The 25,889-nt window shown below is 66.2% G+C and carries 17 protein-coding genes and 2 riboswitches; of the genes, 8 read left to right on the top strand and 9 right to left on the bottom strand.

What is annotated here, in order from left to right; all coding sequences use genetic code 11:
- Positions 1-5: 5 nt before the first annotated feature.
- The 5 genes from cobW to E5673_RS12135 all read right to left on the bottom strand — a co-directional run bounded on the left by cobW (position 6) and on the right by E5673_RS12135 (position 8,694).
- Complete coding sequence (gene cobW / locus E5673_RS12155; RefSeq protein WP_136190207.1) at positions 6-1,043, bottom strand: cobalamin biosynthesis protein CobW; 1,038 nt, start codon at positions 1,041-1,043, stop codon at positions 6-8.
- Between the two features lie 100 nt (positions 1,044-1,143).
- A riboswitch (cobalamin riboswitch) is annotated at positions 1,144-1,354 on the bottom strand.
- A 236-nt stretch (positions 1,355-1,590) separates the two neighbouring features.
- Positions 1,591-2,640: a HoxN/HupN/NixA family nickel/cobalt transporter gene (locus tag E5673_RS12150; protein ID WP_136190206.1), complete on the bottom strand. Its 1,050-nt coding sequence runs from the start codon at positions 2,638-2,640 to the stop codon at positions 1,591-1,593.
- 181 nt (positions 2,641-2,821) lie between these two features.
- Positions 2,822-3,039, bottom strand: a riboswitch (cobalamin riboswitch).
- Positions 3,040-3,100: 61 nt separating this feature from the next.
- Positions 3,101-5,209, bottom strand: coding sequence for a S9 family peptidase (locus E5673_RS12145; protein WP_210731735.1), 2,109 nt, complete (start codon positions 5,207-5,209; stop codon positions 3,101-3,103).
- Positions 5,206-7,281 (bottom strand): S9 family peptidase, encoded by a 2,076-nt coding sequence (locus E5673_RS12140; protein WP_136190205.1) that lies wholly within the window; start codon positions 7,279-7,281, stop codon positions 5,206-5,208. Before E5673_RS12140 ends, E5673_RS12145 begins: the two co-directional genes overlap by 4 nt.
- 42 nt (positions 7,282-7,323) lie before the next feature.
- Positions 7,324-8,694, bottom strand: coding sequence for a cytochrome P450 (locus tag E5673_RS12135; protein ID WP_136190204.1), 1,371 nt, complete (start codon positions 8,692-8,694; stop codon positions 7,324-7,326).
- A 104-nt stretch (positions 8,695-8,798) separates the two neighbouring features.
- On the opposite strand from E5673_RS12135, the gene E5673_RS12130 reads away from it, so the two are divergent.
- Positions 8,799-9,578 carry an SDR family NAD(P)-dependent oxidoreductase gene (locus E5673_RS12130; RefSeq protein WP_136190203.1) on the top strand — a complete coding sequence of 260 codons (780 nt, stop codon included), beginning with the start codon at positions 8,799-8,801 and terminating at the stop codon, positions 9,576-9,578.
- 218 nt (positions 9,579-9,796) lie between these two features.
- Here the strand turns inward: E5673_RS12130 and E5673_RS12125 are convergent, their stop codons facing one another.
- Positions 9,797-11,416: a choline dehydrogenase gene (locus E5673_RS12125; RefSeq protein ID WP_136190202.1), complete on the bottom strand. Its 1,620-nt coding sequence runs from the start codon at positions 11,414-11,416 to the stop codon at positions 9,797-9,799.
- 57 nt (positions 11,417-11,473) lie between these two features.
- On the bottom strand, positions 11,474-12,046 hold the full coding sequence (locus tag E5673_RS12120; RefSeq protein WP_168711618.1) for a TetR/AcrR family transcriptional regulator: 573 nt from the start codon (positions 12,044-12,046) through the stop codon (positions 11,474-11,476).
- Between the two features lie 96 nt (positions 12,047-12,142).
- Here E5673_RS12120 and E5673_RS12115 point away from each other — a divergent pair, with 96 nt between their 5' ends.
- The 7 genes from E5673_RS12115 to E5673_RS12085 all read left to right on the top strand — a co-directional run bounded on the left by E5673_RS12115 (position 12,143) and on the right by E5673_RS12085 (position 22,267).
- Positions 12,143-13,396 (top strand): acetyl-CoA C-acetyltransferase, encoded by a 1,254-nt coding sequence (locus E5673_RS12115; RefSeq protein ID WP_132739425.1) that lies wholly within the window; start codon positions 12,143-12,145, stop codon positions 13,394-13,396.
- Positions 13,396-14,934 (top strand): acyl-CoA synthetase, encoded by a 1,539-nt coding sequence (locus E5673_RS12110; protein WP_136190200.1) that lies wholly within the window; start codon positions 13,396-13,398, stop codon positions 14,932-14,934. The genes E5673_RS12115 and E5673_RS12110 overlap by 1 nt, the downstream gene beginning before the upstream one ends.
- Positions 14,931-16,028 (top strand): acyl-CoA dehydrogenase family protein, encoded by a 1,098-nt coding sequence (locus E5673_RS12105; protein WP_136190199.1) that lies wholly within the window; start codon positions 14,931-14,933, stop codon positions 16,026-16,028. The genes E5673_RS12110 and E5673_RS12105 overlap by 4 nt, the downstream gene beginning before the upstream one ends.
- Positions 16,029-16,040: 12 nt before the next feature.
- Positions 16,041-17,261 carry an acyl-CoA dehydrogenase family protein gene (locus E5673_RS12100; protein ID WP_136190198.1) on the top strand — a complete coding sequence of 407 codons (1,221 nt, stop codon included), beginning with the start codon at positions 16,041-16,043 and terminating at the stop codon, positions 17,259-17,261.
- The gene (locus tag E5673_RS12095) at positions 17,258-18,226 is read left to right on the top strand and encodes an NADPH:quinone oxidoreductase family protein (protein WP_136190197.1); all 969 of its coding nucleotides are present in this window, start codon (positions 17,258-17,260) and stop codon (positions 18,224-18,226) included. Before E5673_RS12100 ends, E5673_RS12095 begins: the two co-directional genes overlap by 4 nt.
- A 10-nt stretch (positions 18,227-18,236) precedes the next feature.
- Positions 18,237-19,655 carry a coniferyl aldehyde dehydrogenase gene (locus tag E5673_RS12090; RefSeq protein ID WP_136190196.1) on the top strand — a complete coding sequence of 473 codons (1,419 nt, stop codon included), beginning with the start codon at positions 18,237-18,239 and terminating at the stop codon, positions 19,653-19,655.
- Positions 19,656-19,858: 203 nt separating this feature from the next.
- Positions 19,859-22,267 carry a TonB-dependent receptor gene (locus E5673_RS12085; RefSeq protein WP_136190195.1) on the top strand — a complete coding sequence of 803 codons (2,409 nt, stop codon included), beginning with the start codon at positions 19,859-19,861 and terminating at the stop codon, positions 22,265-22,267.
- A 45-nt stretch (positions 22,268-22,312) separates the two neighbouring features.
- Here the strand turns inward: E5673_RS12085 and E5673_RS12080 are convergent, their stop codons facing one another.
- On the bottom strand, positions 22,313-24,292 hold the full coding sequence (locus E5673_RS12080; RefSeq protein ID WP_136190194.1) for a PAS domain-containing hybrid sensor histidine kinase/response regulator: 1,980 nt from the start codon (positions 24,290-24,292) through the stop codon (positions 22,313-22,315).
- 1 nt (position 24,293) lies between these two features.
- Complete coding sequence (locus E5673_RS12075; protein ID WP_056058899.1) at positions 24,294-25,805, bottom strand: ATPase domain-containing protein; 1,512 nt, start codon at positions 25,803-25,805, stop codon at positions 24,294-24,296.
- Positions 25,806-25,889 lie beyond the last annotated feature (84 nt).

Raw genomic sequence — 25,889 nt, 5'->3', positions numbered from 1 at the left:
GGGCCTCAGCCGTTCAGCGCGGCCTTGATGCGGGCCTCGTCGATCCGGTCGTGCTCGGCGATGACCACGAGTTGCGTGCGGCGCGGTTCGTCGGCCCGCCACGGGCGGTCGTACTGCGTACGGACACGCGCGCCGACCGCCTGGACGAGCAAGCGCATCGGCTTGCCGGTGACGGCGGCATAGCCCTTTACGCGGAGGATGTCGGCGCTGCGGGCGAGCGCCTCGATCTTCGCGGTCAGGTCGGCGGGGTCGGCGATTTCGCCAAGCTCGACGACGACGCTGTCGAAGTCGTCATGCTCGTGATCGTCCTCGCCGTCGTGATGCGACGGGCGGCTGGCGATATCGTCCTCGGCCGCGGCGTTGAGGCCGAGGATCACGCGAGGATCGATGATGCCGTCGGTCAGGTCGATCACCGGGAGCGGCCGTGCGGACTCCGCGGTGATGACGGCGCGTGCCTTGGCGACGCCTTCGGGGCCGGCGAGATCGACCTTAGTCAGGAGCACCAGATCAGCGCAGGCGAGCTGATCCTCGAACACTTCCGAGAGCGGCGTCTCGTGATCGACGCTGGGGTCGGCGGCACGTTGCGCGTCGAGCGCGGCCACGTCGGGGGCGAAGCGGCCCGCGGCAACGGCTTCCGCATCGGCGAGCGCGATGACGCCGTCGACGGTGATGCGCGAGCGGATTGCGGGCCAGTCGAATGCCTTCAGCAGCGGCTTGGGCAGCGCGAGGCCGGAGGTCTCGATCAGGATGTGATCGGGGCGCGGGTCGAGCGCGAGGAGCGCCTCGACGGTCGGGATGAAATCATCCGCCACCGTGCAGCAGATGCAGCCGTTCGCCAGCTCGATCACGTTCTCCGCCGGGCAATCGGGGATCGCGCAGCCCTTGAGGATATCGCCATCGATGCCGAGCGTGCCGAATTCGTTGACGACGACGGCGAGACGGCGGCCGCTCGCGTTGCGGATCAGGTGGCTGATGAGCGTGGTCTTGCCGGCTCCGAGAAAGCCGGTGACGATCGTGACGGGGACCTTTGAAAGATCGGGCATTGGTATTCTCCTGCGAGCACACGCACGCACGACCATCGGGGCCGCACGCGTTCGTCGCTCAAACGGAGTACCGTGCCGCGACCATCCCCTGGATCGTAGCAAGAGCGACCATAACGCTGGCAGGTCTCCTGGCTCGCGGGTCGAGGCTCGACGTACGCCTTCCCAGGTTTCCCCAGTGGCTGCCCTTGCGTAAAGGGCGTGTGCGTCTCGCTCACCGCTTACAGTTGCAGGGACAGCCGCGGCATTGGGAGGAACTCCCGCACCGCATTCCCATTCAAGCCCCGAAGGGCACCGGCGCGATCTGTGAGGTTCGGTGAAACCGAGCCTCGGGGGTGGGTTAGAGCAGTTTAGCGGGACTGCCAATTCGCATATCGCTAGTTTTCGATCCTCCCCCGCCAGGGGGAGGTGGCACCGGAGGTGACGGAGGGGGCGTACACGGAACAAACGTGATCGCCGTCCTCCCCCTCCGTCTGGCAAGTGCCAGCCACCTCCCCCTGGCGGGGGAGGATTCGAAAGCGCGTCGAGCTTGGGGAACGGAAGAGCTAGCCTATCCGTGCACGACTTCGATCTCGTCGAAGCGTTTCCAGCGGTAGATCGCGAAGCTCAGCACCCAGCAGAGCACGAACAGGCCGATGATCGCGAAGCCGAGGCCGTTGAAATTCTCGCCGAGCGCCGTTGCGACGTCCCATATGCCGCCGGTGTAGCCGAGCTTCGATCCGAGCAGCGCCAGCGTCTCGATACCGCCGATCGCGATCGCAACGATCGCGGAGATCAGCGTGATGGTGATGTTGTAGTAGAGCTTGCGGATCGGCTTCACGAACGCCCATTCATAGGCGCCGAGCATGACGACGCCGTCGGCGGTATCGACCAACGCCATGCCGGTGGCGAACAGCACCGGGAGGACGAGGATGACACCGATCGAGAGACCGTCGGTGGCCTGGCTTGCGGAGAGGCCGAGGATCGCGACCTCCGTCGCCGTGTCGAAACCCAGGCCAAACAGGAAGCCGAGTGGCGCCATGTGCCAGCTCCGCGTGACCAGCCGGAACATCGGGCGGAACAGACGTGCGAGCAGCCCGCGGTTGCCGAGGAGGAGGTCGAGGTCCTCCTCGACATAGGTGCCGCCGCCCCGGACATGGCCGAAGGTGCGCCACACCGAGCGGAGGATGATCAGGTTCATCGCGGCGATCGTGAACAGGAACACGGCTGAGATGACGGTCGCGACCACCCCGCCGACTTGCTTGAATGCCTCAAACTGCGACAGCGCATTGGCGGTCAATGCGATCGCGACGGCCGCGATCAGCACGATCCCCGAATGACCGATCGCGAACCAGAAGCCGACCGCGATCGGGCGCTGGCCGTCCTGCATGAGCTTGCGCGTCACATTGTCGATTGCCGCGATGTGATCGGCGTCGACAGCATGGCGAAGGCCGAGGCCCCAGGCGAGCAGCGCGGTGCCCAGCATCAGCGGTTGCGCGTGGAACAGCGAGAACGCCCAACACCATGCGGCGATGTTGGCCGCGACCAAGCCTGCGAACATCCAGCCGATGCGCTTTCGTGTCGAACCCCGCGTCGGTCGTTCCATCGTCAAAGTCGTCATGCAAAAACCCCGCAGCGTCCGACGAGGACCGGGGCCTGCCGCGAACGGCCGGGACATACGACGACCGGACGCCATGAGCGGCCGACGCACGACGCCGATGCGGCCCCCGCCACATGGTCGTCGCTCAGCCAGTGTCACGCAGGCGGCGTTCACCGTGCCTCGGCCACCCCCTGGACCGGGACAAGAGCGACCAGACGCCGGCAGGTCTCCTGGCTCGCGGGTCAAAGCTCCTCGCCACGCCTTCCCAGGTCGTCGACCCAGTGGCTGCCCTCGCGAAAAGGGCTCGTGCGTCTCGCTCACCGCTTACAGTTGCAGGGACAGCCGCGGCATGGGACGGCGAACCGTCCGCACCGCATTCCCAATCAAGCCCTTCCGGGCACCGACGCGATCACGGGAAACGGCTCGAAGCCGCGCCCCGCGTGTTCGGTACCCTGCTTTGGGTCGCGTGCCAACGGCCGTGCTATTTCGCGAGGCCGAGTTGTTGCAGCATGAACGCCTGCCACTCGGAGTTCTGGCGATAGCGCTCGAACCGGCCCGACTTGCCGCCATGGCCTGCCTCCATGTTGACGCGGAACAGCAGCGGGTTCGTGTCGGTCTTGAGTTCGCGGAGCTTGGCGACCCACTTGGTCGGCTCGTAATATTGCACCTGACTGTCCCACAGCCCGGTGCCGACATACATCGCCGGATACGCCTTCGCCTTGACGTTGTCGTACGGCGAATAGCTCAGCATGTAATCGTACGAGGCCTTCTGCGCGGGGTTGCCCCATTCGTCGTACTCGAAGGTGGTCAGCGGGATTGACGCGTCGAGCATCGTCGTGACCACGTCGACGAACGGCACCTGCGCGATGATGAGCTTGTAGTCGGCCGGCGCCATGTTCGCGACGCCGCCCATCAGCAGCCCGCCCGCGCTGCCGCCCATCGCCGCGACGCGGTCCTTGGCGGCATATTTCTGCGCGACGAGATAGCGGGTGACGTCGATGAAGTCGGTGAAGCTGTTCTTCTTGTTGAGCAGATGGCCGTCGTCATACCAGCCGCGGCCCATCTCCTGCCCGCCGCGGATATGCGCGATCGCGTAGATCACGCCGCGATCGAGCAGGCCGATGCGACCGGGGTCGACGCCCGGATCGCTTGAGATTCCGTAGCTGCCATAGGCGTATTGGAAGAGCGGTGCGGTGCCGTCTCGCTTGGTTCCCTTGGCGTAGACCAGCGACACGGGGATCCGCGTGCCGTCCCGCGCGGGCGCCCAGACCCGTTCGGTGACGTATTTCGCGGGGTCGTAGCCCGGCACCGGGGCTACCTTCAATACTCGGCGCTCGCCGGTCTTGGCGTTGACCTCGTAGGTCGTGGTCGGCGTGACCAGCGAGCCGTAGGTGTAGCGGACCCACGGCGTCGCGGTCTCCTCGTTGACGTCGAGCGACATGCGATAGGCGGGCTCGTCGGCCGTCACCGGCGTGGACTTGCCCGCATCGTTCAGGACGCGGATCATGCGGTTGCCGCCCTCGCGCTGGTCGATCGCGACGAACCCGTCGAACGGCTTGAAGCCTTCGATGAAGACGGTGTCGCTGGCTGGCGTCAGGTCGCGCCATGCGGCTGTGCCCTTGGCCAGATCGAAGTCGGCGACGGTGACGAGCTTGTAGTTCTTCGCGGCCTTGTTGGTGCGGATGATCCAGCGGTTGCCGATATGATCCGCGCTGTAGCGAAACTCCCGCGCACGCGATGCGACGATCGTGAAGTTCGTCGGCGCGGCGGCCGGTGCGCATCGTTGCTCGTCGCTGACCGTGCTGCTCACGCCGATGCAGACGAACTTGTCGTCGGCGGTGCGCGAGACGCCCATCGAATAGGTGTCGTCCTTCTCCTCGTACAGCAGCCGATCATTGGCGACGGGCGTGCCGAGGACGTGCGCCTTCACGCGGTAGCCGCGTAGCGTGACCGGGTCTTTCTCGACGTACAGCACGGTCTTGTTGTCGTCCGCCCAAACGACGTTCGGCTCGATGTTCGAGAGCGTGTCGGCGATCGTAGCACCGGTCGCGAGGTCCTTCGCCTTGAGCACGTATTGGCGACGCCCGACGGTGTCCTCGGCCCAGGCGACGCGGCGGTTGTCGGGGCTTACCGCCCAGTCGCTCAGCGCGAAAAAGCTGTGGCCCTTCGCCATCGCCGGCTCGTCGAACAGCGTTTCGGCGGGCGCGGTGCGGCTTCCCTTGCGGCGCTCCAGGATAGGGTAATCGGCCCCGGTCTGGAACCGCGAGCCATAATAATAGCCGTTCTTCGCATACGGGACCGAGCTGTCGTCCTGCTTGATATGCGAGACGGTCTCTTCGTAGAGCTTGGCCTGGAGTGGCTTCAGCGACGCGAGTTGCGCATCCGCGTAGGCGTCCTCCGCGGCGAGATAGGCGAGCATCGCGGGGTTGTTCCGCGTGTCGTCGCGCAGCCAGTAATAATCGTCCTCACGCGCGCCGTTGGGCGACGTCACCTGGAACGGCTTCTTCGCGACACGCGGTGGCTGGACCTGCGCGACCGCCGCGGTCGAGACCAGCGCAACGCCGGCCAGCATCATGTACCGTATCGTCATTGTGCTGCTCCCTGCGCCGGCGTCGTTGCACCTGCCGGCTTCCGGTATCGATCGAACCAGGCGATGATCGCCGACGCTTTCGCCGCCGATTGCGACGGGCGAGCGGCGAGGCCACCGTGGCTCGCGCCCGGCACCTTCACCAGCGCGGTCGGCACGCCGCGGATCTGCAGCGCCGCGTAATATTGCTCGGATTCGCTGACCGGCGTCCGGTAATCGTCGCCACCGACCACGACCAAGGTCGGCGTCTTGACGTTGCCGACCAGGCTTAGCGGCGAGCGGTTCCAATAGCTCATCGGATCCTCCCACGGCAGCTTGGTGAACCAGTAGCGCGAGGTGAACAGCGTGTTGTCCATCGTCAGCGCCTCGCTGATCCAGTTGATCACCGGCTTCTGCGTCGCGGCGGCCTTGAACCGGTCGGTCTTGCCGACGATCCACGCGGTCAACAGCCCGCCGCCCGAACCGCCGGTCACGAACAGATTGTCCGGATCGGCGGTCCCGTCCTTGATCGCCGCGTCGACCGAGGCGATCAGGTCGTCATAGTCCGCGGCGGGGTAGGTCTTGTCGATCAGGTTTGCGAACTCCGCGCCGTAGGAGGTCGAGCCGCGCGGGTTGGTCCAGAGCACGGCGTATCCGGCCGCGGCGTAGAGCTGCATGTCGGTCGCGAAGCCGGGGCCGTAGGCGGCGTTCGGGCCGCCGTGGATTTCGAGGATCAGCGGCACGCGCTGGCCTGCGGCACGTCCCGGCGGGGTGGCGAGCCAGGCGTCGATCGGCCGACCATCGGGCGCGGTTACCGCAATCTTTCGGACCTGCGCTAGCGCCTTCGATCCGGTCAGCACTGCGTTGAGCGTCGTCAGGCGGCGCGGCTTTCCGCCCGCCAGCACCCAGACGTCGGCGGGGGCGCTCGCATCGCCACCGGTATAGGCGATCGTCCCGCCCTTCGAGACCGAGAACTCGCCGCCGGTATAGGGCCGGTCGAGCCCGCCACCCGCGACGTTGTCGATCAGCGGCGTGACGCGGCCATCGACTCCCATCCGCGCGACGCGGCGCTGGCCGTGATCGTCGTAGCTCGCATACAGGCTGCGGCCGTCGGCGGACCACACCGCGTCCTCGATCGCGCGGTCGAGCGTGGCGGTCAGCGAGCGGGGCGAGGCCGCGTCGCGGTCGCCGACATAGAGCTGCGTGTTCTCGTAGCTGCGGCGCTTGTCGTCGAAGCCGAGCCACGCGATCTTCGAACCGTCAGGGGATACCCGCGGCTGCGCGTCGGGACCGTCACGCGTGGTCAGCGTCCGCATCGTGCCGCTCGTCGCATCGACCGCGATCACGTCGGAGTTCATCACCTGGCGGTCGGCGGCGGGCCCGCGGATCGCGGCGAAGACGATGCTGCGACCGTCGGGCGTCCAAGACAGCGGGCCGCCATCGTCGAACTTGCCGTATGTCAGCTGCCGAGCCGCGCCCCCGTCGGCGCCGACCACGAAGAGATGGTCGTAGCCCGGCTTTACATAGCCCGGCCCGTCGTTGCGGTAGTTGACCCGGTCGATGATCGTCAGCGGCTCGGCCCATTTGGCGCCTTCGGGCTTGGGCGGCTGCGTACCGAGCTTGGTCCCCTCGCCTGCTACCGTCGCGATGTACGCGAGCTTGGTGCCGTCGGGCGACCACGCGAGCGCCTGCGGATCGCCGGGGAAGCTCGTGATCCGCGCGCTTTGGGCTCCGCCGATCCAGCGGACGAACAGCTGCGATCCTTCGCCGTCGCGTGCGGCATAGGCGATGCGCAAACCATCGGGCGACCAGCGCGGGCTGCTGCCGTCCGTGGCGAACGGCGTCTGGCGGCCGCTCGCGACGTCGATCAGCCAGAGCGAGGACTTCATCGTGTCGGTCATCACGTCGCCGGTGCGGCGGACATAGACGATCGTCTTGCCGTCCGGGCTGATCTGCGGATCGGCCGCGATCGTCAGGCCGAACAGGTCGCTCCCGGTGAAGCTGCGGGTCGGGCCGTCGGGCACGGGGGCGGCCGGTTGTTGCTGGGCGAGGGCTGGCGTTGCCGCGAGCAGGAGGAGGGCAAGGGTCAAGCGCAACGAACGGCTCCTTCGAATGAACCGCGCGAAGATGACACACTATTACGGGGTGGCAAGCGGTACGAACGTCACCGGCAAACCATCCTTCGGCCGCGGGATCGGGAAGACCTGCCACGCATCGCCGCTCCCCGCCGCCGCCTCGATCCGGTAGCGCGTGAGCAGATGCGCGATCAGCAGTCGCATCTGCATCGTCGCGAAGTGCAAGCCGATGCACATGTGCGCGCCGCCGCCGAACGGGACCCAGGCGAACCGGTGGCGGCCCTTCGACGCCTCGGGCGTGAAGCGGAGCGGATCGAACTTGTCGGGATCGGGCCAGTGCTCGGCCATCCGGTGCGTGAAAGTGATGGCGGTGTTGACGCTCGTACCCGCCGGGATATCGAACCCGCCGAAGTTGAAATCCTGGAGCGCGCGGCGCGGGATCGACGGCACCGGCGGCATCATGCGCAGCGATTCCTTGAATGCGTATTCGGTGAGGATGAGGCAATCGAGTTGCTCGGTCAGCGGCACGGCCGGGTCGAGCGCAGCGACCTCTTCGCGTAGCCGCTCCTGCCATTCCCCGTTGCGCGCGAGCAGCATCACCAAGCTGGTCGCGGACGAGGTGATCGTGTCGTGCGCGGCCATCATCAGGAAATTCATGTGGTCGGCGATCGCCAGCGCGGTCAGCGGCGCGCCGTCGTCATCGGTCGCGCGACAAAATTGCGAGAAGAAATCCTGGCCGTCGCCGGTCCGGCGCGCGGGGATTTCGCGCTCGAAGAAGTCGACCAGATACGCGCGCGCCTTCACGCCCTTACGCATCTGCGTACCGGGCCAGGGTTTGCGGATCGGCGAGACGCTCGCCTGGACCTCGTCGACGAATGCCTGGTTGATCCGGTCCGCCTCCGCGCCGAGCGGCACGCCGAGGAAGCTGGTCGCGGCGAGATCGAGCGTGAGCTTTTTTACCACATCGTAGAAGCGCAAGGTCTGCCCGGCCCAGCCGCCGATCGCGGCCTCGATCCCAGCATCTAGCTCAGTCGCATAATGCCGCATCGGCTCGGGCTTGAACGCGACCGACAGCGCCTTCCGGTCAGCGCGGTGCTTGTCGAAATCCATCAGCATCAGGCCGCGCGGGAACAGCAGATTGAGCAGCGGGCCCCAGCCCTGTTCGGACGAGAAGATCTTGTCTCGATCGAACAGCACCAGTTCGTTCGCATCGGGACCGAGCAGGTTGACGCCGGTCCCGCCGAGCGCACGATTGCGATAGATCGGGCCGTACCGCGCCGCCATGCCCTCCGAAAACGCGATCGGATCGGCGAGCAACTTGAAGGTGTTGCCGACGAACGGCAGGCCGTTGCTCCCCGGAATATGATCGAGCGCGCCCTTGGGCTGGCGCGGAAGCCAGTGCCGACTGGCGTTCTGCAACATGGCGTGGCTCATCGTCGGATCCTCAGCGACATGCCGGCTTGGCAAGCCTCGAATACCGGCATAACTATTGTTCTGCAACCGGGGCGCGGATCCCGGGGCTTTGACAGGAGAGATGTATGGACCTCGCAAACACTGCTGCCGTCGTGACCGGCGGCGCGTCGGGCCTGGGTGCCGCCACGGCGCGTGCGATGGCCGCCAAGGGGGTGAAGGTGGCGATCTTCGACCTTCAGGCGGACAAGGGCGAGGCGCTCGCGGACGAGATCGGCGGCGTGTTTTGCAAGGTCGACGTTACCTCCGACGACAGCGTCGATGCGGGGTTCGCGGCGGCGCGCGCGGCGCATGGCCAGGAGCGGATCCTCGTCAATTGCGCGGGAACGGGGAACGCGGCGAAGACTGCGGGGCGATCGAAGCAGGACGGATCGATCAAGCATTTTCCGCTCGATGCGTTCGACCGGATCATCCAGATCAACCTCGTCGGGACGTTCCGATGTCTCGCGAAGTCGGCGGCGGGGATGCTGACGCTGGAACCGGGCGAAGATGGCGAGCGGGGGGCGATCGTCAACACCGCGAGTGCTGCGGCGGAGGATGGCCAGATGGGGCAGGCCGCCTATTCCGCCTCGAAGGCGGGCGTGGTCGGCATGACCCTGCCGATCGCGCGCGACCTGATGAGCGAGGGGATCCGGGTGAACACGATCCTGCCGGGGATCTTCGACACGCCGTTGCTGGCCGCCGCCCCGCAGCAGGTGCGTGATGCGCTGGCGGCTTCTGTGCCGTTTCCGAAACGGCTCGGGCGGCCGGAGGAGTTCGCGGCGCTGGCGCTGACGATGATCGAATGCGGGTATTTTAATGGGGAGGATGTGCGGCTGGACGGCGCTATCCGGATGGCGCCGCGGTAAGATCGTCCTCACCGTTCCCACGGAGAAGGCGGCAAGGGGCTAAGTCGTTCCGTCCAGGTGAACGCGACCTGCTAATCCTCCCCCGCCAGGGGGAGGTGGCTGGCGCTTGCCAGACGGAGGGGGAGGAAAGCGAAACGCCGGCTCCGTGTCCTCCCCTCCGTCACCTGCGGTGCCACCTCCCCCTGGCGGGGAAGGATGCAAATACCGATCGCACGCACTCAGGCAGCCCGCGCCAGTTGCCGCCCCCTGATCATATCCGCCGCCTTCTCCGCGATCATGATTGTCGGCGCATTGGTGTTGGACCCGATCAGCGTCGGCATCACCGAGGCGTCCACCACCCGCAACCCCTGAAGCCCGTGCACAGCCAAGGTCACATCGACCACCGCCAGTACGTCGTCTGCGGCGCCCATCTTGCACGTCCCGACGGGGTGGTAGATCGTCTCGGCGGTCCGCCGCACCCAGGCGTCGATCTCGTCGTCGGTGCGGACATCCTCGCCCGGCGACAATTCCCCCGCCCGGTACGGATCGAGTGCAGCCTGTCGCGCGACATCGCGACCGATGCCGACGCAAGCCCGCATCACCCGGCGATCCTCCGCGGTCGCGAGATAGTTCGCGACGATCGTCGGGTCGGCGAACGGATCGGCCGAGCGCAGCCCGATCCGTCCGCGGCTCTCAGGGCGCAACTGGCACAGGTGCAGCGTGAAGCCGTCCTCGATGGCCTTGGTCTTGCCGTGATCCTGCATGATCGCGAGCACCGCGTGGATCTGCACGTCGGGCCGCGAAAGACCCTCGCGCGAGGACACGAACGCGCCCGCCTCGAGGAACTGCTGCCGCCCCACGCCCTTGCCGCGCAACAGGTAGTTGAGCCCGACGCCGATCATCCCGACGCCCTTCGTCATCGCATAGCCGGTCCGCAGTCCGCGCGACTTCCAGTTCATCACCACGTCGAGATGATCCTGAAGGTTCTCCCCCACACCCGGCAGCGCATGCACGACGGCCACCCCTGCCGCGGTCAGCCGGTCCGGATCGCCGATCCCCGACAACTGAAGGATGTGCGGCGACTGCACCGCCCCTGCGCATAACAGCACCTCGCGCGCCGCCGTCACCGACTCCGCCCGTGCGCCCTTGTCGAGCACATAGTCGACACCGGTCGCCCGCCCCTTGTCGATCCGGATGCGCGTGGTCCGTCCGCCGGTCACGCAGGTCAGGTTGCGGCGCGACAGAACCGGCCGCAGATACGCCGCCGCGGTGCTCCAGCGCTTCCCGTCCGCGACGGTCAGGTCGTAGCGCCCGAACCCCTCCTGGCTCGCGCCGTTGAAATCCTCGGTGACGGGATAGCCCGCCTGCCGTCCCGCCTCGACCAGCGCGTCGTAGAACGGGCTGTCGGACTCGCCGCCCGAGATCGTCAGCGGCCCGCCGCCGCCGTGCAGATCACACTCGCCGCGGTGATGCCCCTCGAGCCGCTTGAAATACGGCAGCACGTCGTCGAACGACCAGCCCGGCAGACCCATCTGCCGCCACTCGTCATAGTCCTGCGGATGGCCTCGCGTGTAGATCATGCCGTTGATCGACGAGCTGCCGCCAAGCCCCTTGCCACGCGGCCACCACAGGCGACGGTTGTCGAGATGCGGCTCGGGCTCGGTCGAGAAGCCCCAGTTGCTCGCATTCTTGCTCTTAATGAGTTCGCCGACCCCCGCCGGCATTCGCACCAGCACGCCGTCGTTGCGTCCGCCCGCCTCGAGCAGCAGCACCGTCACGTCGGGGTCCTCCGTCAGTCGCGCGGCGAGCACGCAGCCGGCCGAGCCCGCGCCGATAATTACGTAGTCATACGTCTGCATGCCCGCATCCTCTTGTTCGCGCTCCGCTTTTTTACGGAGTCGCGTCAGTCCACTACGCTAGCGCTCGCACAGCAGTGTCAGCAATCCCTCGCGAACGACGCTGCGCTCAATCCCTTCGGCGGCATGGACCTGGCTGAGGCCGATCGCCAACAGCGCATAGCTGCGAATCCCCGCCTCGGCAGGCGCGAACCCATGCGCCACGAGTTGCTCGACGAGGAACGCCATCACCGTGTCGTCATGCTCGCGGATCGCCGCCGCCACCCGCGCGTCGCTTTTCGCCCAGGCCCGCATCGCCAAGGCCAGCTGCGCCATGTCGTGGTCGCGAACATGATCGGCGAATGCGCGAATACGCTCGACCGGTGGAAGCTCCGACGCGGACAGCGTGACGATCAACGGATCGATATGCGCTTCGACGAAATACCCGGCAAGCGCCGCATGATACCCATCGAAGTCCTTGAAATGATGATAGAAGCTTCCCGTCGAAGCGCCAAGCGTCTGCGCCAGACCGCGAAGCTTCAGCGCGCGCAACCCGCCATCCTTGAGCAACTGCAAGCCGATTTCCAGCCAGTCGCGCGGCGCCAGATCTGCGCGTGGTGCCGCCCCGTCTTCCAACAATACCCTGCTTGACAAGCCATTCCCCATAACGAATGTTACGTCGTACCGAAGCCGGACGCAATCCGGCATCAGGCACCACGACCGAACCGGCGGGTGCAACAGGAGAGCGATGTGGCCGAGGCACTGATCATCGACGCCGTCCGTACCCCGCGCGGTATCGGCAAGACCGGCAAGGGCGCGCTTGCGCACATGCACCCCCAACATCTCGCCGCGACCGTCCTGAAGGCGATTGCCGAGCGAAACAAGCTGGATACCGCCGATGTCGACGACATCATCTGGTCGACCTCGACTCAGCGCGGCGAACAGAGCGGCGATCTCGGGCGGATGGCGGCGCTCGATGCGGGCTATGACGTCAAGGCGAGCGGGACGACACTCGACCGGTTCTGCGGCGGCGGGATTACCGCGGTAAACTTCGCCGCGGCGCAGATCATGAGCGGGATGGAAGACCTCGTCATCGCCGGCGGCACCGAGATGATGTCGCTGACCACGACGATGATGCAGGACGACATGGCGGCGGGCAAGCGGCCACTCGGGATCGGCTCGGGCAACGCACGGCTCGACGCCGCGCATCCGCAATCGAACCAGGGCATCTGCGCCGACGCGATCGCCAGCATCGAGGGGATCGACCGCGAAACGCTCGAAGCGCTCGGGTTGGAGAGCCAGCGCCGCGCCGCGGTGGCTATCGCCGAAGGGCGGTTCGATCGCAGCCTCGTCCCCGTCACCGACGATACCGGTGCGCTGGTGCTCGAAAAGGACGAATACCCGCGACCCGATACAACCGCTGAGGGCCTCGCCGCGCTACGCCCTTCGTTCGCCGGGATTGCCGACATTCCGCTCGACGACAAGGGCACGACGTATCGCAAGCAGATCAATCGCCGCTATCCCGACGTCGATATCAAGCACGTCCATCATGCCGGCAATTCGTCGGGCGTGGTCGATGGCGCCGCCGCGGTGCTGCTCGCGAGTGCCGATTACGCCGCCAAGCATGGCCTCAAACCCCGCGCGCGGATCGTCGCGATGGCGAACATGGGCGACGATCCGACGCTGATGCTCAACGCGCCCGTTCCCGCGGCGCGGAAGGTGCTGGCGAAGGCCGGGCTTACGGTCGACGACATCGACCTGTGGGAGATCAACGAGGCGTTCGCGGTGGTCGCGGAGAAGTTCATCCGCGACCTGAAGCTCGATCGCGACAAGGTGAACGTCAACGGCGGCTCGATCGCGCTGGGTCATCCGATCGGCGCGACCGGGGCGATCCTGATCGGCACGATCTTGGACGAACTCGAACGCCGGGACCTGAAGCGCGGGCTCGTGACGATGTGCGCGGGCGGCGGGATGGCCCCGGCGATCATCATCGAGCGCGTCTGATGCACCCCGTCGCGCACGCGCTGACGACGCCCGACAAACCCGCCTACATCATGGCGGCGACGGGCGAGACGGTAACGTATCGCGACTTGGACGTACGGGCGAACCAAGGCGCGCATCTGCTCCGCTCGCTAGGACTGAGGCGTGGCGACGGCATCGCGGTGCTGATGGACAATTCGCCGCGCTATCTGGAGGTGATGTGGGCGGCGGAGCGCACCGGCGTCTACTGCACCTGCCTCTCGTCCAAACTGACCGCGAGCGAAGCGGCGTACATCATCCGCGACGGCGATTGCCGCGTGCTTATCGCGAGCAAGGGTTGCGCAGAGTTGGCAGCGGCCTTGGTTCCGATGCTCGATGACGTGCGGCGCTACGTCGTAGACGGCGCGATCGACGGGTACGCGTCTTACGAAGCCGCGCGCGATGCGAAACCCGCCACGCCCATTGCCGACCCGTCTCCCGGTGGAATTCTGCTCTATTCTTCGGGGACGACCGGCAAGCCCAAGGGCGTCAAGCACGCGCTGTCGGACGAGGCGTTTGGCACCAACATCTCGCCGCTCGTGATGCTCGGCAAGGGGCTGTACGGTTTCACGCCCGACATGGTCTATCTCTCGCCCGCGCCGCTCTATCACGCCGCGCCTTTGCGCTGGTCTATGGCGGTGCATCAGGTCGGCGGCACCGTCGTCGTGATGGAGCATTTCGACCCGGAAGCCGCACTCGCCGCGATCGAACGGTTCCACGTCACGCACGCGCAATGGGTGCCGACCCACTTCATCCGCCTGCTCAAACTGCCGCCCGAAGTCCGCGCTCGCTACGATGTGTCGTCGCTGAAAGCGGTGTGGCACGCGGCCGCCCCCTGCCCGCTGCCGGTCAAGCAGGCGATGATCGACTGGTGGGGCCCTATCATCGGCGAATATTACGCCGGCACCGAGGGCAACGGGTTCTGCGCGATCTCCAGCGCGGAGTGGCTGACGCACCAAGGCTCGGTCGGCCGCAACCTCACCGCGCAGACGATGATCTGCGACGAGGACGGCAACGCACTCCCCGCGCGTTCCGAAGGCGACGTCTATTTCGCGGGGGGCGGCGCGTTCGAATACCACAATGATCCCGCCAAGACCGCTGAGGCTGCCAACGCGCATGGCTGGACGACGCTCGGCGACGTCGGCTGGTTAGATGAGGAAGGCTATCTCTATCTCACCGACCGCAAGAGCTTCATGATCATCTCAGGCGGCGTGAACATCTACCCGGCTGAGATCGAGAACCTCCTCGTCACGCACCCGAAGGTCGCCGACGTCGCGGTGATCGGCGCGCCCGACGACGAGATGGGCGAGCAGGTGGTGGCGATCGTCTGTCCCGCCGATCCGTCCGAGGATCGCGTGCAGCTCGCCGCCGAACTCAGTGCCTTCGCCCGCGCGAACCTCAGCCATGTGAAAGCGCCGCGCCGGATCGACTTTCGCGACACGCTGCCGCGGCACGAGACGGGCAAGCTCTACAAGCGCCTGCTCCGCGACGAATATTGGGCGAAGCCTAAGGAGTCCGCATGAACTTCGATTATTCCGACGACCAGAAATTTCTCAAGGACGAAGCGCGCAAGTTCCTGTCCGCGCACTGCGGCAGCGACCGGGTCCGCGCAGTGCTCGACGATGCCGCCAACGCCTATGACGCTGATCTCTGGAAAGCGGTCGGCGAACAAGGCTGGCTCGGTGCAGCAATCCCCGAGCAGTTCGGCGGACTAGGCCTCGGCCATATCGAACTCTGCGCGATTGCCGAGGAACTCGGGCGGGCCTGCGCGCCGATCCCGTTCGCCTCGACCGTCTATTTCGTCGCCGAAGCGCTGATGCTGTACGGCAGCGACACCCAGAAAGTCCGATGGCTGCCGAGGATCGCGGCGGGCGACGTCATCGGCGCGTTCGCCACCTCGGAAGGTGCCGGCCCGGTCACCGCACGCTCGATCCACACCAGCGTTTCCGGCGGCAAGCTCACCGGCGAGAAGATTCCCGTCACCGATGGCGATGTCGCCGACCTGATTATCGTGCTCGCACGCGATGGGCTCTACCTCGTCGAGAAGGGCGCTGGCGTCACCGCCGAAGTCCTCGAAACGCTCGATCCGACCCGCAGCGCCGCCCGCCTCTCCTTCAACGATGCGCCTTGCGAAAAGCTTGGCAGCGACGACGGCATTGCCGCTATGCAGACGGTGTTCGATCGCGCCGCTGTCCTGCTCGCGTTCGAGCAACTCGGCGGCGCGGATCGCTGTCTTGAGATGGCGAAAGGCTACGCGCTCGATCGCTACGCGTTCGGCCGGCAAATCGGTGGCTACCAGGCGATCAAGCACAAACTCGCCGACATGTACGTCAAGAACGAACTCGCGCGCTCGAACGCGTATTATGGCGCGTGGGCGCTCAACGCGGACGCTGCGGAGTTGCCACTCGCCGCCGCCACCGCGCGCGTTGCCGCGTCCGACGCCTATTGGTTCGCGTCGAAGGAGAACATCCAGACGCATGGCGGGATGGGCTTCACCTGGGAGTCCGACTGCCACCTCTATTACCGCCGATCGCGCCAGCTTGCGCTCGTCGCAGGCTCACCCGCGGCGTGGCGCGAACGCCTCGTCGGCCAACTCGAAATGCGCAACGCCGCCTGATCGGAGCAGCACATGGACTTCAAGGACAGCGACGCCGAAGCCACTTATCGCGCCGCGGCGCGCGCGTGGCTCTACGCGCACATCGCCGAACATGACGCCGGCCATTACCCCGACGACATGACCAGGGCTAAGGCGTGGCAAGCGCGGAAAGCGGCCGGCGGTTATGCGTGCATCACCTGGCCGCAGGAATGGGGCGGCGGCGGCGGCACCCCGATCGAAAGCGTCATTTTCGGCCAGGAAGAGGCGAAGCATGCGGTCGACGGCAGCTATTTCACGATCGGGCTCGGCATGTGCGTGCCGACCGTGATGGCCTATGCCGACGACGCGACCAAGCACCGCTTCGTCGGCCCCGCGGTGCGCGGTGACGAGATCTGGTCGCAGCTCTTCTCCGAACCCGCCGGCGGCTCCGACGTCGCCGCGATCCGTGCGCGTGCGGTGCGCGCCAAAAATGCCGACGGCAGCGACGACTGGGTGATCAACGGCCAGAAGGTCTGGACCTCGGGCGCGCATTACAGCGACTATGGCATCGTCCTGGTCCGCACCAACCCCGACGTGCCGAAGCACCAGGGGCTGACGATGTTCTGGCTCGACCTCAAGGCGCCGGGGATCGAGATCCGCCCGATCCACCAGATGTCCGGCGGATCGAGCTTCAACGAGGTCTGGTTCGAGGACGTCCGGATTGCCGACGCGCAACGCCTAGGCCCCGTAGACGGCGGCTGGAAAGTCGCGCTCTTCACACTGATGAACGAACGCCTCGCGATCGGCACGAGCGGCGGCGTCGGCCCCGAGGATATTCTCGCCTTCGCCGCCCAGGCCAACGGCGCAGACGGTCCGCTGCTGAAGGACACCGCGTTTCGCCAGACGCTCGCCGACTGGTGGGTGCAATCCGAAGGCCTGCGCAACACTCGGATGCGGACGATCACCGCGCTGTCGAAGGGTCAGGTCCCCGGTCCCGAAAGCTCGATCGGCAAGATCGTCGCCGCCAACCAGTTGCAGGCGATCGGCAACACCGCGGTCGAGGCGGGCGATCAATACGGCATCATATCCGACCCCGCGCTGACCCCGCTTAAAGGCGCGTTCCACGCCGCGACGATGTGGGCGCCGGGTTTGCGGATCGCCGGCGGCACCGACGAGATCCTCAAGAACATCATCGCCGAACGCGTCCTCGGCCTCCCCGGTGAAATCCGCGTCGACAAGGACCAGGCGTTCCGGGATTTGCCGGTGGGGGCTTGAAAGCGGTACGCGTCTCGGCGCTGGCGGCGGACCTGTCGGGCGTAGCGCTCGACGACGTCGCAGAGCCGATGCGGGCGCCGGGCCAGTTGCTCGTGCGCATGCGTGCGACTTCGCTCAACTATCCGGACTTGCTGATGACGCGCGGCGAGTATCAGCTGAAACCGCCGCTCCCGTTCGTGCCGGGCATGGAAGTCGCGGGCGACGTGATCGAGGCCGATGCAGCTAGCGGTTTCGCTCCCGGTGACCGGGTGGTGTGCGGCACGAGGCTCGCCGCGTTCGCCGAGATCGTCGCGTGCGATGCCAGCGCCGCCCGCCTCATTCCCCCGCGCCTAGACTATGCGATGGCAGCCTCGATCGGCGTCGCCTCCCTGACCGCCTATGTGGCGCTCGTCCGTCTGGGCGCACTTGCGACCGACGACTGGGTTTTGGTCCACGGTGCTACCGGCGGGGTCGGGCTTGCCGCGGTCGATCTCGCGCAAGCCCTGGGTGCGCGCGTAATCGCCACGTCGCGCTCGCTGGAAAAGTTGCGGGTCGTCGCCGACACCTACACGGCCGTCGCCACCCTGCCCGCGCCCGGCTTTCGCGACGCGGTGCGCGACCTGACCGGCGGGGGCGCGGATATCGTCGTCGATCCCGTGGGTGGCGACGTATTCGACGAGTCGACCCGCTGCATCGCATTCGGCGGACGCCTGATGGTCGTCGGGTTCGTCTCGGGCCGGATCGCGACGTTCCCGACCAACATCGCGTTGATCAAGGGTTTTGCCGTCATCGGCGTACGCGCCGGTGAACACGCCCGCCGCTTCCCGCGGCTCGGTACAGAGAACCTCGATGCGATATGGGCGATGGCAGGCGAAGGTCGCCTCCGCCCCCGCGTCCATGCCATCTACCGCCTGGCCGATTGGCGGAATGCCTTTGCCGCAATGGCAACCGCCACGCATGTCGGTAAGATCGTGCTCGTGCCTTGAAGGACCGCCAATGACCGATATGCAGACTATCCTCGCTGGCCAGCGCGATGCGTTTATGGACGAGCTGCCCGTCACCAGAGCGGTGCGCCTCGACCGGCTCAAGCGTGCGGCGGCGATGGTGCGGGATAATGCTGCGGCGTTCTGCGACGCGGTATCGGAGGATTTCGGACACCGTAGCCGCGAGCAGACTATGATCACCGATATCGGCGCTTCGCTTGCGCCCATCGCGCATGCCGCGAAGCATCTCGATCGGTGGTTGCGGCGGGAGCGGCGCGCGGTCCAGTTTCCACTGGGGCTGCTCGGGGCGAGGGCGTGGGTCGAATATCAGCCCAAGGGTGTCATCGGCATCATCGCTCCGTGGAATTTTCCGGTTAATCTCCTGATGGCGCCGCTCGCAGGCGTGTTCGCCGCGGGCAATCGCGCGATGGCGAAGACGAGTGAGTATACGCCCGCGACGGCCGCACTGTTCGAGGACCTCGTGCCGAAGTATTTCGCGCTGGACGAATTCGCCGTCATCTCGGGCGGTGCGGATGTCGGGAAGACGTTCGCCGCGCTGCCGTTCGACCATTTGATCTTCACCGGTGCGACTGCGATCGGTCGCCACATCCTCCACGCTGCCGCCGATAATCTTACGCCCGTCACGCTGGAACTCGGTGGCAAGTCGCCCGTCATTCTTGGCGCATTGGCGGATATCGCGCGGGCGACCGAACGCGTCACGCTCGGCAAGATGATGAACGCGGGGCAAATTTGCCTCGCGCCCGATTACCTGCTCGTGCCCTCCGCAAACGAGGCGCAGGTCGTCGACGGCATCAAGGCGGCGGCCAGTGCGATGTACCCAACGCTGCTTGCCAACGCCGACTACACGTCGGTCGTGAATGATCGTCACCACCAGCGGCTTACCGACTGGATCGCCGACGCCCGTGCGAAGGGCGCGACGGTCGAGGTCGTGAACCCCGCCAACGAGGATTTCGGCGCCGCCAACTCGCGGAAGATGCCGCTGCACATCGTCCGCGACGCGACCGACGACATGATCGTGATGCAGGAGGAGATCTTCGGCCCGGTCCTGCCAATCCGCCGCTACGATGGCATCGACGACGCGATCGCGCAGGTGAACCGCCGCGACCGGCCGCTCGCGCTCTATTATTTCGGCACCGATGACACCGAGCGCCGCCGCGTGATGGACCGGACGATTTCGGGCGGCGTGACGCTCGACGACGTGATCTTCCACGTCTCGATGGAGGACCTTCCCTTCGGCGGCAGCGGGCCGTCGGGGATGGGCGCGTATCACGGTATCGACGGCTTCCGCACGTTCAGCCATGCGCGGGCTGTCTACAAGCAATCGAAGCTCGATGTGGCCAAGCTTGCCGGGCTTAAGCCTCCTTATGGTGCGGCGGCGGCGAAGACAATCGCGGGGATGATGCGGGGGTGAATGCAGGCATGATTATCATAAGTGCCCTCACCCTTCCCACGGCAAAGTAGCCGCGGGCCCCTTCTCTCTCCCGTTAGGAGAGGCATTCGGGTCACTACCGTAACAATATCGCCGACCGTCTCGAAATCGTCTTCGATCTGTCGCCGACGCGTCACGTCGATCGGCAAAGGGCCGCTGAGCGCCGTCGCGCTTCAGGGGACATCATGCAGACCATATCGTCGCTTTTCGCCGGTGTCGCACTCGCGGCGCTCGCCACGCCTGCCGCGTTTGCCCAGGCCGCCCCGGAGTCCGCACCGGAAACCCCGGTAGCTGCGCCGGCAGAAGTCCAAGCCGATCCGGCGCCCGAGACGTCGTCCGACATCGTCGTGCTCGGCTTCGGCCAGAGCCGCCAGGTGCAGAGCGTCAGCGCCGTCGATCTCGCGCGCCTCACCCCCGGTTCGAGCCCGTTGAAGGCGATCGAAAAGCTTCCCGGCGTCAATTTCCAGGCATCCGACCCGTTCGGCGCGTATGAATGGGCGGTCCGCATCTCGCTGCGCGGGTTCAACCAGAACCAGCTCGGCTTCACGCTCGACGGCGTGCCGCTCGGCGACATGAGCTATGGCAACGTCAACGGCCTGCACATCAGCCGCGCGATCATCTCCGAGAACGTCGCCCGCACCGAAGTCGCACAGGGCGCCGGTGCGCTCGGCACCGCATCGACCAGCAATCTCGGCGGCACGATCCAGTTCTTCAGCGACAAGCCGCGCGACACCGCGAACGTTACCGGCGGCGGCACCTATGGCTCCGACAGCACGTACCGCGGCTATGCGCGTATCGACAGCGGCGATCTCGGCGGTGGGCTGAAGGGCTATCTCAGCTACGGCTACCTCACCACCGACAAGTGGAAGGGCGACGGCGTCCAGCGCCAGCATCAGGCGAACGGCAAGATCGTCAAGGATCTGGGTGCGTTCGGCAGCCTGTCCGCGTTCCTGAACTTCTCCGATCGTCGCGAGCAGGACTACCAGGATCTCAGCTACGACATCATCCGTCGTCGCGGCCTGCGTAACGACAACATCGCCGACAACTATCCGCTCGCGCTGCAGATCGCGAAAACGTACCAGAACCAGGGTGCGCTCGCGACGTATACGAAGGCGAACAACGGTTCGTCGATTGGCTTCGTCGCGCCGTGGGCCGGCACCGGCACGACCTTCCCGACCGGGTTTGGCACGGTCGACGATGCGTATTTCGATGCAGGTGGCGTCCGGCGCGATTACCTCGGCGGCGTCACGTTGGACGCGAACCTGACGCCCGAGCTGACCATGACCACGACCGGCTACTATCATAACAACAAGGGCCAGGGGTCGTGGATCACGCCGTATTCGCCTACCCCGGCCGGCGCGCTGAACCAGGACGGCAGCGCGATTACGGCGCCGAGCCCGCTCGGCTTCCGCACGACGGAGTACAGCATCAAACGCGGTGGAGCGCTCAGCAACATCGCCTATGAGACCGGCGCGAACACCTTCGAGATCGGTGGCTGGCTGGAAACCAACACCTTCACGCAGGCGCGGCGTTTCTACGGCATGACGGACAGCGCGGAGCCCAACCGCGACGTGCTGAAGTTCCAGAAGAACTCGTACGCGACGCAGTGGGACGGCAAATACGGCACCGATACGATGCAGTATCATGTCGAGGACACGCTGAAGCTCATGAACGACCGCCTGATCGTCAACGCCGGGTGGAAGGGCGCGTATGTCGTCAACAGCGCGACGATGCTGCCCGATACGAGCTCGCCGCTCTCGGTCGGCCGTATCTCGGCCAAGGACTGGTTCCAGCCACAGGCCGGTATCCTGTTCAAGCTGACCCCGGCGGCGGAAGTGTTTGCCGACTATACCGAGAACATGCGGGCGTTCGTGTCATCGGCGACGACCGGACCGTTCGCGGCGACGCAGGCCGGCTTCAACGCCGTCCGCGGCCGCCTCAAGCCCGAGCGCTCGAAGACCGCGGAGGGCGGCGTCCGCCTCCACAGCGGACCGTTCCAGGCTTCGGCGGTCGGCTATTATGTCGACTTCTCGAACCGCCTGCTCGCTTTTGCGAACGGTGTCGGCATCCTCGGCAACGCGCCGACGCTCAACAACGCGGGCAGCGTGCGCACGTATGGCGCCGAAGTCTCCGCCAATTACCGCGTGTTCCGCCCGCTCTCGCTGTTCGCGAGCTATTCCTACACCAACGCCGAGTATCAGGACACGGTCACCGACGCTTCCGGCTCGGTCCAGGTCCGCAAGGGCGACACCGTCGTCGATACGCCCAAGCACATGGTCAAGGGCGAGATCGTGCTCGAACAGTCGGGCTTCACCGGCCGGGTCGGCGCGGATTACATGAGCAAGCGCTACTTCACCTACCTCAACGACCAGTCGGTGCCGAGCCGCGTGCTGGTCGATGCCAGCATCGGCTACCGCTTCGAAGGCGATGGCGCGCTCCACGGTGTCGCGATCGAGGGCAACGTCACCAACCTTACCAACAAGAAGTATATTTCTACGATCGGGTCGAACGGCTTCACCGCCAGCGGCGACAACCAGACGCTGCTCGCCGGCGCACCACGCCAGTTCTTCGTATCGTTGAAGAAGGGCTTCTAAAGTCCGACAGGAGATCGGACCGGGTGGCGTTCCCCCGGTCCGATCTTACTCGACTGCGCGGAGCTTGGGGCGGCCCGGCGGCGACTGGCGCAGCAGTTCGTCGACCCGCGCGGCGAGATCGGTCTGGCGGAACGGCTTCGACAGACGGGTGACCCCCTCGGGCACGTCCTCGCCCGCCGCGGCATAGCCGGTCACCAGCAAAGCCGGGATGCGATTGCCCGACGACCAGAGTTCGGTGATGAGTTGCCCACCTGTCATCCCCGGCATCAGATAATCGCTGACGAGGATGTCCGCATCCACGCCGGATCGGATTGCCGACAGCGCCTGACTGGCGGAGGGGACCTCGACCACGACATAGCCGATGTCGCGCAGCATGTCGGCGGTCGCCGCACGTACCAGATCCTCGTCATCCACTAGCAACACCTTGGCCGCACGCCGCGCGATGACCGGCTCCGCGGTATTCTCTACCGTCTCGGTCGCCGCTTCCTCGGTTGCCGGCAGCCACAGTTCGACCGTCGTGCCGGACCCGGGTTCGCTCGTCAGGCGGAGCGTGCCGCCCGATTGCGCGGCGAGGCCGTGGACCATCGAGAGCCCCAGCCCGGTGCCCTTGCCGACGCCCTTGGTGGAGAAGAACGGCTCGGTCGCGCGGGCGAGCGTGGCGCGGTCCATGCCAACGCCGGTATCGATCGCAGCGATCCGTACGTAGCGATCCGGGGCAAGGCCGACCATGTTGCGATCGTCGACGACGACCTCACTAACGGTCAGCGTCAGTTTGCCACCGCCGGGCATGGCGTCGCGCGCGTTGATCGCCAGATTGAGCAATGCGAGTTCGAGCTGGTTGGGATCGACGCGCGCCGAGGACAAATGCCGCGGAATCTCAAGCGTCACTGCGATCGACGGCCCGAGCGAGCGCCGCATCAGGTCGACCAACCCGTCGATCAGCGCGCCGATATCGACGGCGCGCGGTTGCAGCGCCTGCCGCCGCGCGAACGCGAGCAGTCGCTGGGTCAGCGTCGCGGCGCGCTCTGCTGCCTGCAACGCGCCGCCGATCATCCGCTGCGTACGCTCGTCATCCTTGTGCCGCCGGCGGAGCAGGTCGAGGCTGCCGACGATCGGGGTCAGCAGATTGTTGAAATCGTGCGCGACACCGCCGGTCAGCTGACCGATCGCGTCCATCTTCTGCGCCTGCGCAAGCTGCGCGTCGGCTTCCTTGCGATCGGTGACGTCGGAGACCACGCCGGTCATCCGCGCGGCCTTGCCGGCATCGTCATACTGGACCCGCCCCTTGGCGACCAGCCACCGTGACGCGCCGTCGGCCGCGTCGATCCGGTACTCGACGTCGATCACGCCGGTTCTCGTCGCCTCGGTCATCGCGCGCGTAATGGTGCCGCGTTGTTTGACGTCGATATGGCTCAGGAAGGTTTCCATGGTCCAGTCGGGCCGGCCGTCCGGATAGCCATAGATCGCGTCGTGCCGCAGCGTCCGGCGAGACTCACCGGTCGTCAGATCGATGTCCCAGCTTCCCATGCCGGCAGCTTCGAGCGCGATCTCCAGGCTCTCACGCGCGGTGCGCAACTCGCTGGTCCGGTCGAGCACCGCGCGTTCGAGCGTCACCGCGACATCACGCAACTCATATTGCCGACGTCGCGCCGTGAGCGCCGACCGGATCGCACCCAGCATGGCCTCGGCATGCAGCGGGCGCTCCAGCAACAGGACATTGCCAAGATCGGTAAGGCGTTGCGTGGCCCGCGGCGTCCGCGGCGTCCGCGTTCCGTTGGCCAGCACGACGAACTGGATATCCGCCCAATTGGGTTGCGCCGCGACCCATTCCGCCAGCGGGGCGACTTCCTCGGTGGCGAGTGCTTCCTCCGTCAGCATCACCGCGCCCGCGCCCTTGGCGAGTTCGGCGATCAGGTCCATCTGATCGCGGCACACATAGGCGACGATGTCATTCCGCCCGAGCAGGTCCGACGCGATTGCCGCATCGCGCCCGCGGGGCGCCAGGATCAGGACGCGATCGTCCATGTCAGACGCGCGAGTCCTGCATCCCCATCCGACTGGCCATCAACGTCTTTCCTTCGCCCGAGAATGTCGGAACGCCGGTCAACACGCCCTGGAATTCGCGAAGGGGCTCGCCGACCAGCAATCCGTTGCTACCGATCTGAAACTCCCGGATCGTGCGTTCGTGCCGTGCGGTACGCGTCTTGATGACCGAAATCGCCTGCCGCACCTCGCCGTGCGCCTCGAAATAGCGGAGCTGGACGATCGTATCGGACAGATAGCTGAGGTCGACGTCAGAGCGAACGTCTCCGGTGATCCCGTGCAGGCCAAGGATCAGCAGGCTGACGATCCCCTTCTGACCGAGATACGTCAGCATCTCGTGCATCTGCAGGATCAGGAACTGCTCGTTCGGCATCGCCTGGAGGTAGGCATTGAGGCTGTCGATCACGACGATCTTCGCCTTGTGCTGCTCGACCGCGGCCCGCACCGCGCCGGAGAACTCGCCTGGCGACATCTCGGCGGGATCGATCGCCCGCAGCTCGAGCTGCCCGTTCTCGACGAACGGCATCAGGTCCATGCCGAGCGACGCGCTGCGCTTCAGCAACGTCGGCAAGCGCTCGTCGAACAGGAAGTACGCCGCGCGCTCGCCTCGCTCCAGCGCTGCGATCACCGACTGGACCGACGCGGTCGTCTTGCCGACACCGGCAGGCCCCGTCAGCAACGTCGCGGTGCCCGGAATCAGGCCGCCACCCAACAACGTATCGAGTTCGGTCGAGCCGGTCGAAACGGCCTCGTCCGAATATTTCATGACGTGCTCGGACGCGACGAGGCGCGGGTAGACGCACAGCCCACCGCGCTCGATCTCGAAGTCGTGATAGCCGCCGCGATACCGAACGCCGCGCATCTTGACGACGTGCAGGCGTCGACGTTGCGCGCCAAACCCTGACAAGGTCTGTTCGAGCGAAATCACGCCGTGCGCGATGCTGTGCAACTGGAGATCGCTGCCCGATCCGCTCTTGTCGTCGAGGAACAGCACGGTGCAGGCGCGCGTCGAGAAGAAGTGCTTGAGCGCGAGGATCTGGCGGCGATAGCGGATCGGGCTTTGCGCGAGCAGGCGCAGTTCGGACAGGCTGTCGATCACCACGCGCTTGGGCCGAAGCTCATCGACCTTCGCCATCACGTCGCGGATCGTCTCGCCGAGTTCGACCTCGCTCGGATGCAGCAACGTCTGTTCATGGTCTTCGCCGAGGCCATCGGCCGGTACCATCTCGAACAGCGTCAGCGGGTCCAGCGACCAGCCATGCGTCTGCGCCACCGCGCGCAACTCGACTTCGGTCTCGGCCAGCGTGATATACAGACCCGCCTCGCCCACCGATGCGCCGGCGAGCAGGAAGCCGAGCCCGAGCGTCGTCTTGCCCGTGCCGGGCGTACCCTCGACAAGGTACATTCGGTCCGGTGTCAGCCCCCCATTCAGAATGTCGTCGAGCCCGTCGATACCGGTCCGTGCGAGCGCCGGTAGTTGTCCGTTCAGTGCCAAGTGGCAGTCCTTCCTGTGATCGTACCGCGCGTGGTGCGACCATATGTACCGACCCTAGGTTATAACCGGCGTATCGCATAGTCT

The organism is Sphingomonas sp. PAMC26645, from assembly GCF_004795835.1.
GTDB lineage: Bacteria > Pseudomonadota > Alphaproteobacteria > Sphingomonadales > Sphingomonadaceae > Sphingomonas.
The sequence above is the reverse complement of the archived record's forward strand: the minus strand, read 5'-3'. Positions and strand labels throughout refer to the sequence as shown.

What these genes read in the sequence shown, in the direction of transcription:
- cobW (WP_136190207.1), bottom strand. Translation starts at nt 1,043, where the DNA reads ATGCCCGATCTTTCAAAGGTCCCCGTCACGATCGTCACCGGCTTTCTC.
- E5673_RS12150 (WP_136190206.1), bottom strand. Translation starts at nt 2,640, where the DNA reads ATGACGACTTTGACGATGGAACGACCGACGCGGGGTTCGACACGAAAG.
- E5673_RS12145 (WP_210731735.1), bottom strand. Translation starts at nt 5,209, where the DNA reads ATGACGATACGGTACATGATGCTGGCCGGCGTTGCGCTGGTCTCGACC.
- E5673_RS12135 (WP_136190204.1), bottom strand. Translation starts at nt 8,694, where the DNA reads ATGAGCCACGCCATGTTGCAGAACGCCAGTCGGCACTGGCTTCCGCGC.
- E5673_RS12130 (WP_136190203.1), top strand. Translation starts at nt 8,799, where the DNA reads ATGGACCTCGCAAACACTGCTGCCGTCGTGACCGGCGGCGCGTCGGGC.
- E5673_RS12125 (WP_136190202.1), bottom strand. Translation starts at nt 11,416, where the DNA reads ATGCAGACGTATGACTACGTAATTATCGGCGCGGGCTCGGCCGGCTGC.
- E5673_RS12110 (WP_136190200.1), top strand. Translation starts at nt 13,396, where the DNA reads ATGCACCCCGTCGCGCACGCGCTGACGACGCCCGACAAACCCGCCTAC.
- E5673_RS12105 (WP_136190199.1), top strand. Translation starts at nt 14,931, where the DNA reads ATGAACTTCGATTATTCCGACGACCAGAAATTTCTCAAGGACGAAGCG.
- E5673_RS12100 (WP_136190198.1), top strand. Translation starts at nt 16,041, where the DNA reads ATGGACTTCAAGGACAGCGACGCCGAAGCCACTTATCGCGCCGCGGCG.
- E5673_RS12090 (WP_136190196.1), top strand. Translation starts at nt 18,237, where the DNA reads ATGACCGATATGCAGACTATCCTCGCTGGCCAGCGCGATGCGTTTATG.
- E5673_RS12085 (WP_136190195.1), top strand. Translation starts at nt 19,859, where the DNA reads ATGCAGACCATATCGTCGCTTTTCGCCGGTGTCGCACTCGCGGCGCTC.
- E5673_RS12080 (WP_136190194.1), bottom strand. Translation starts at nt 24,292, where the DNA reads ATGGACGATCGCGTCCTGATCCTGGCGCCCCGCGGGCGCGATGCGGCA.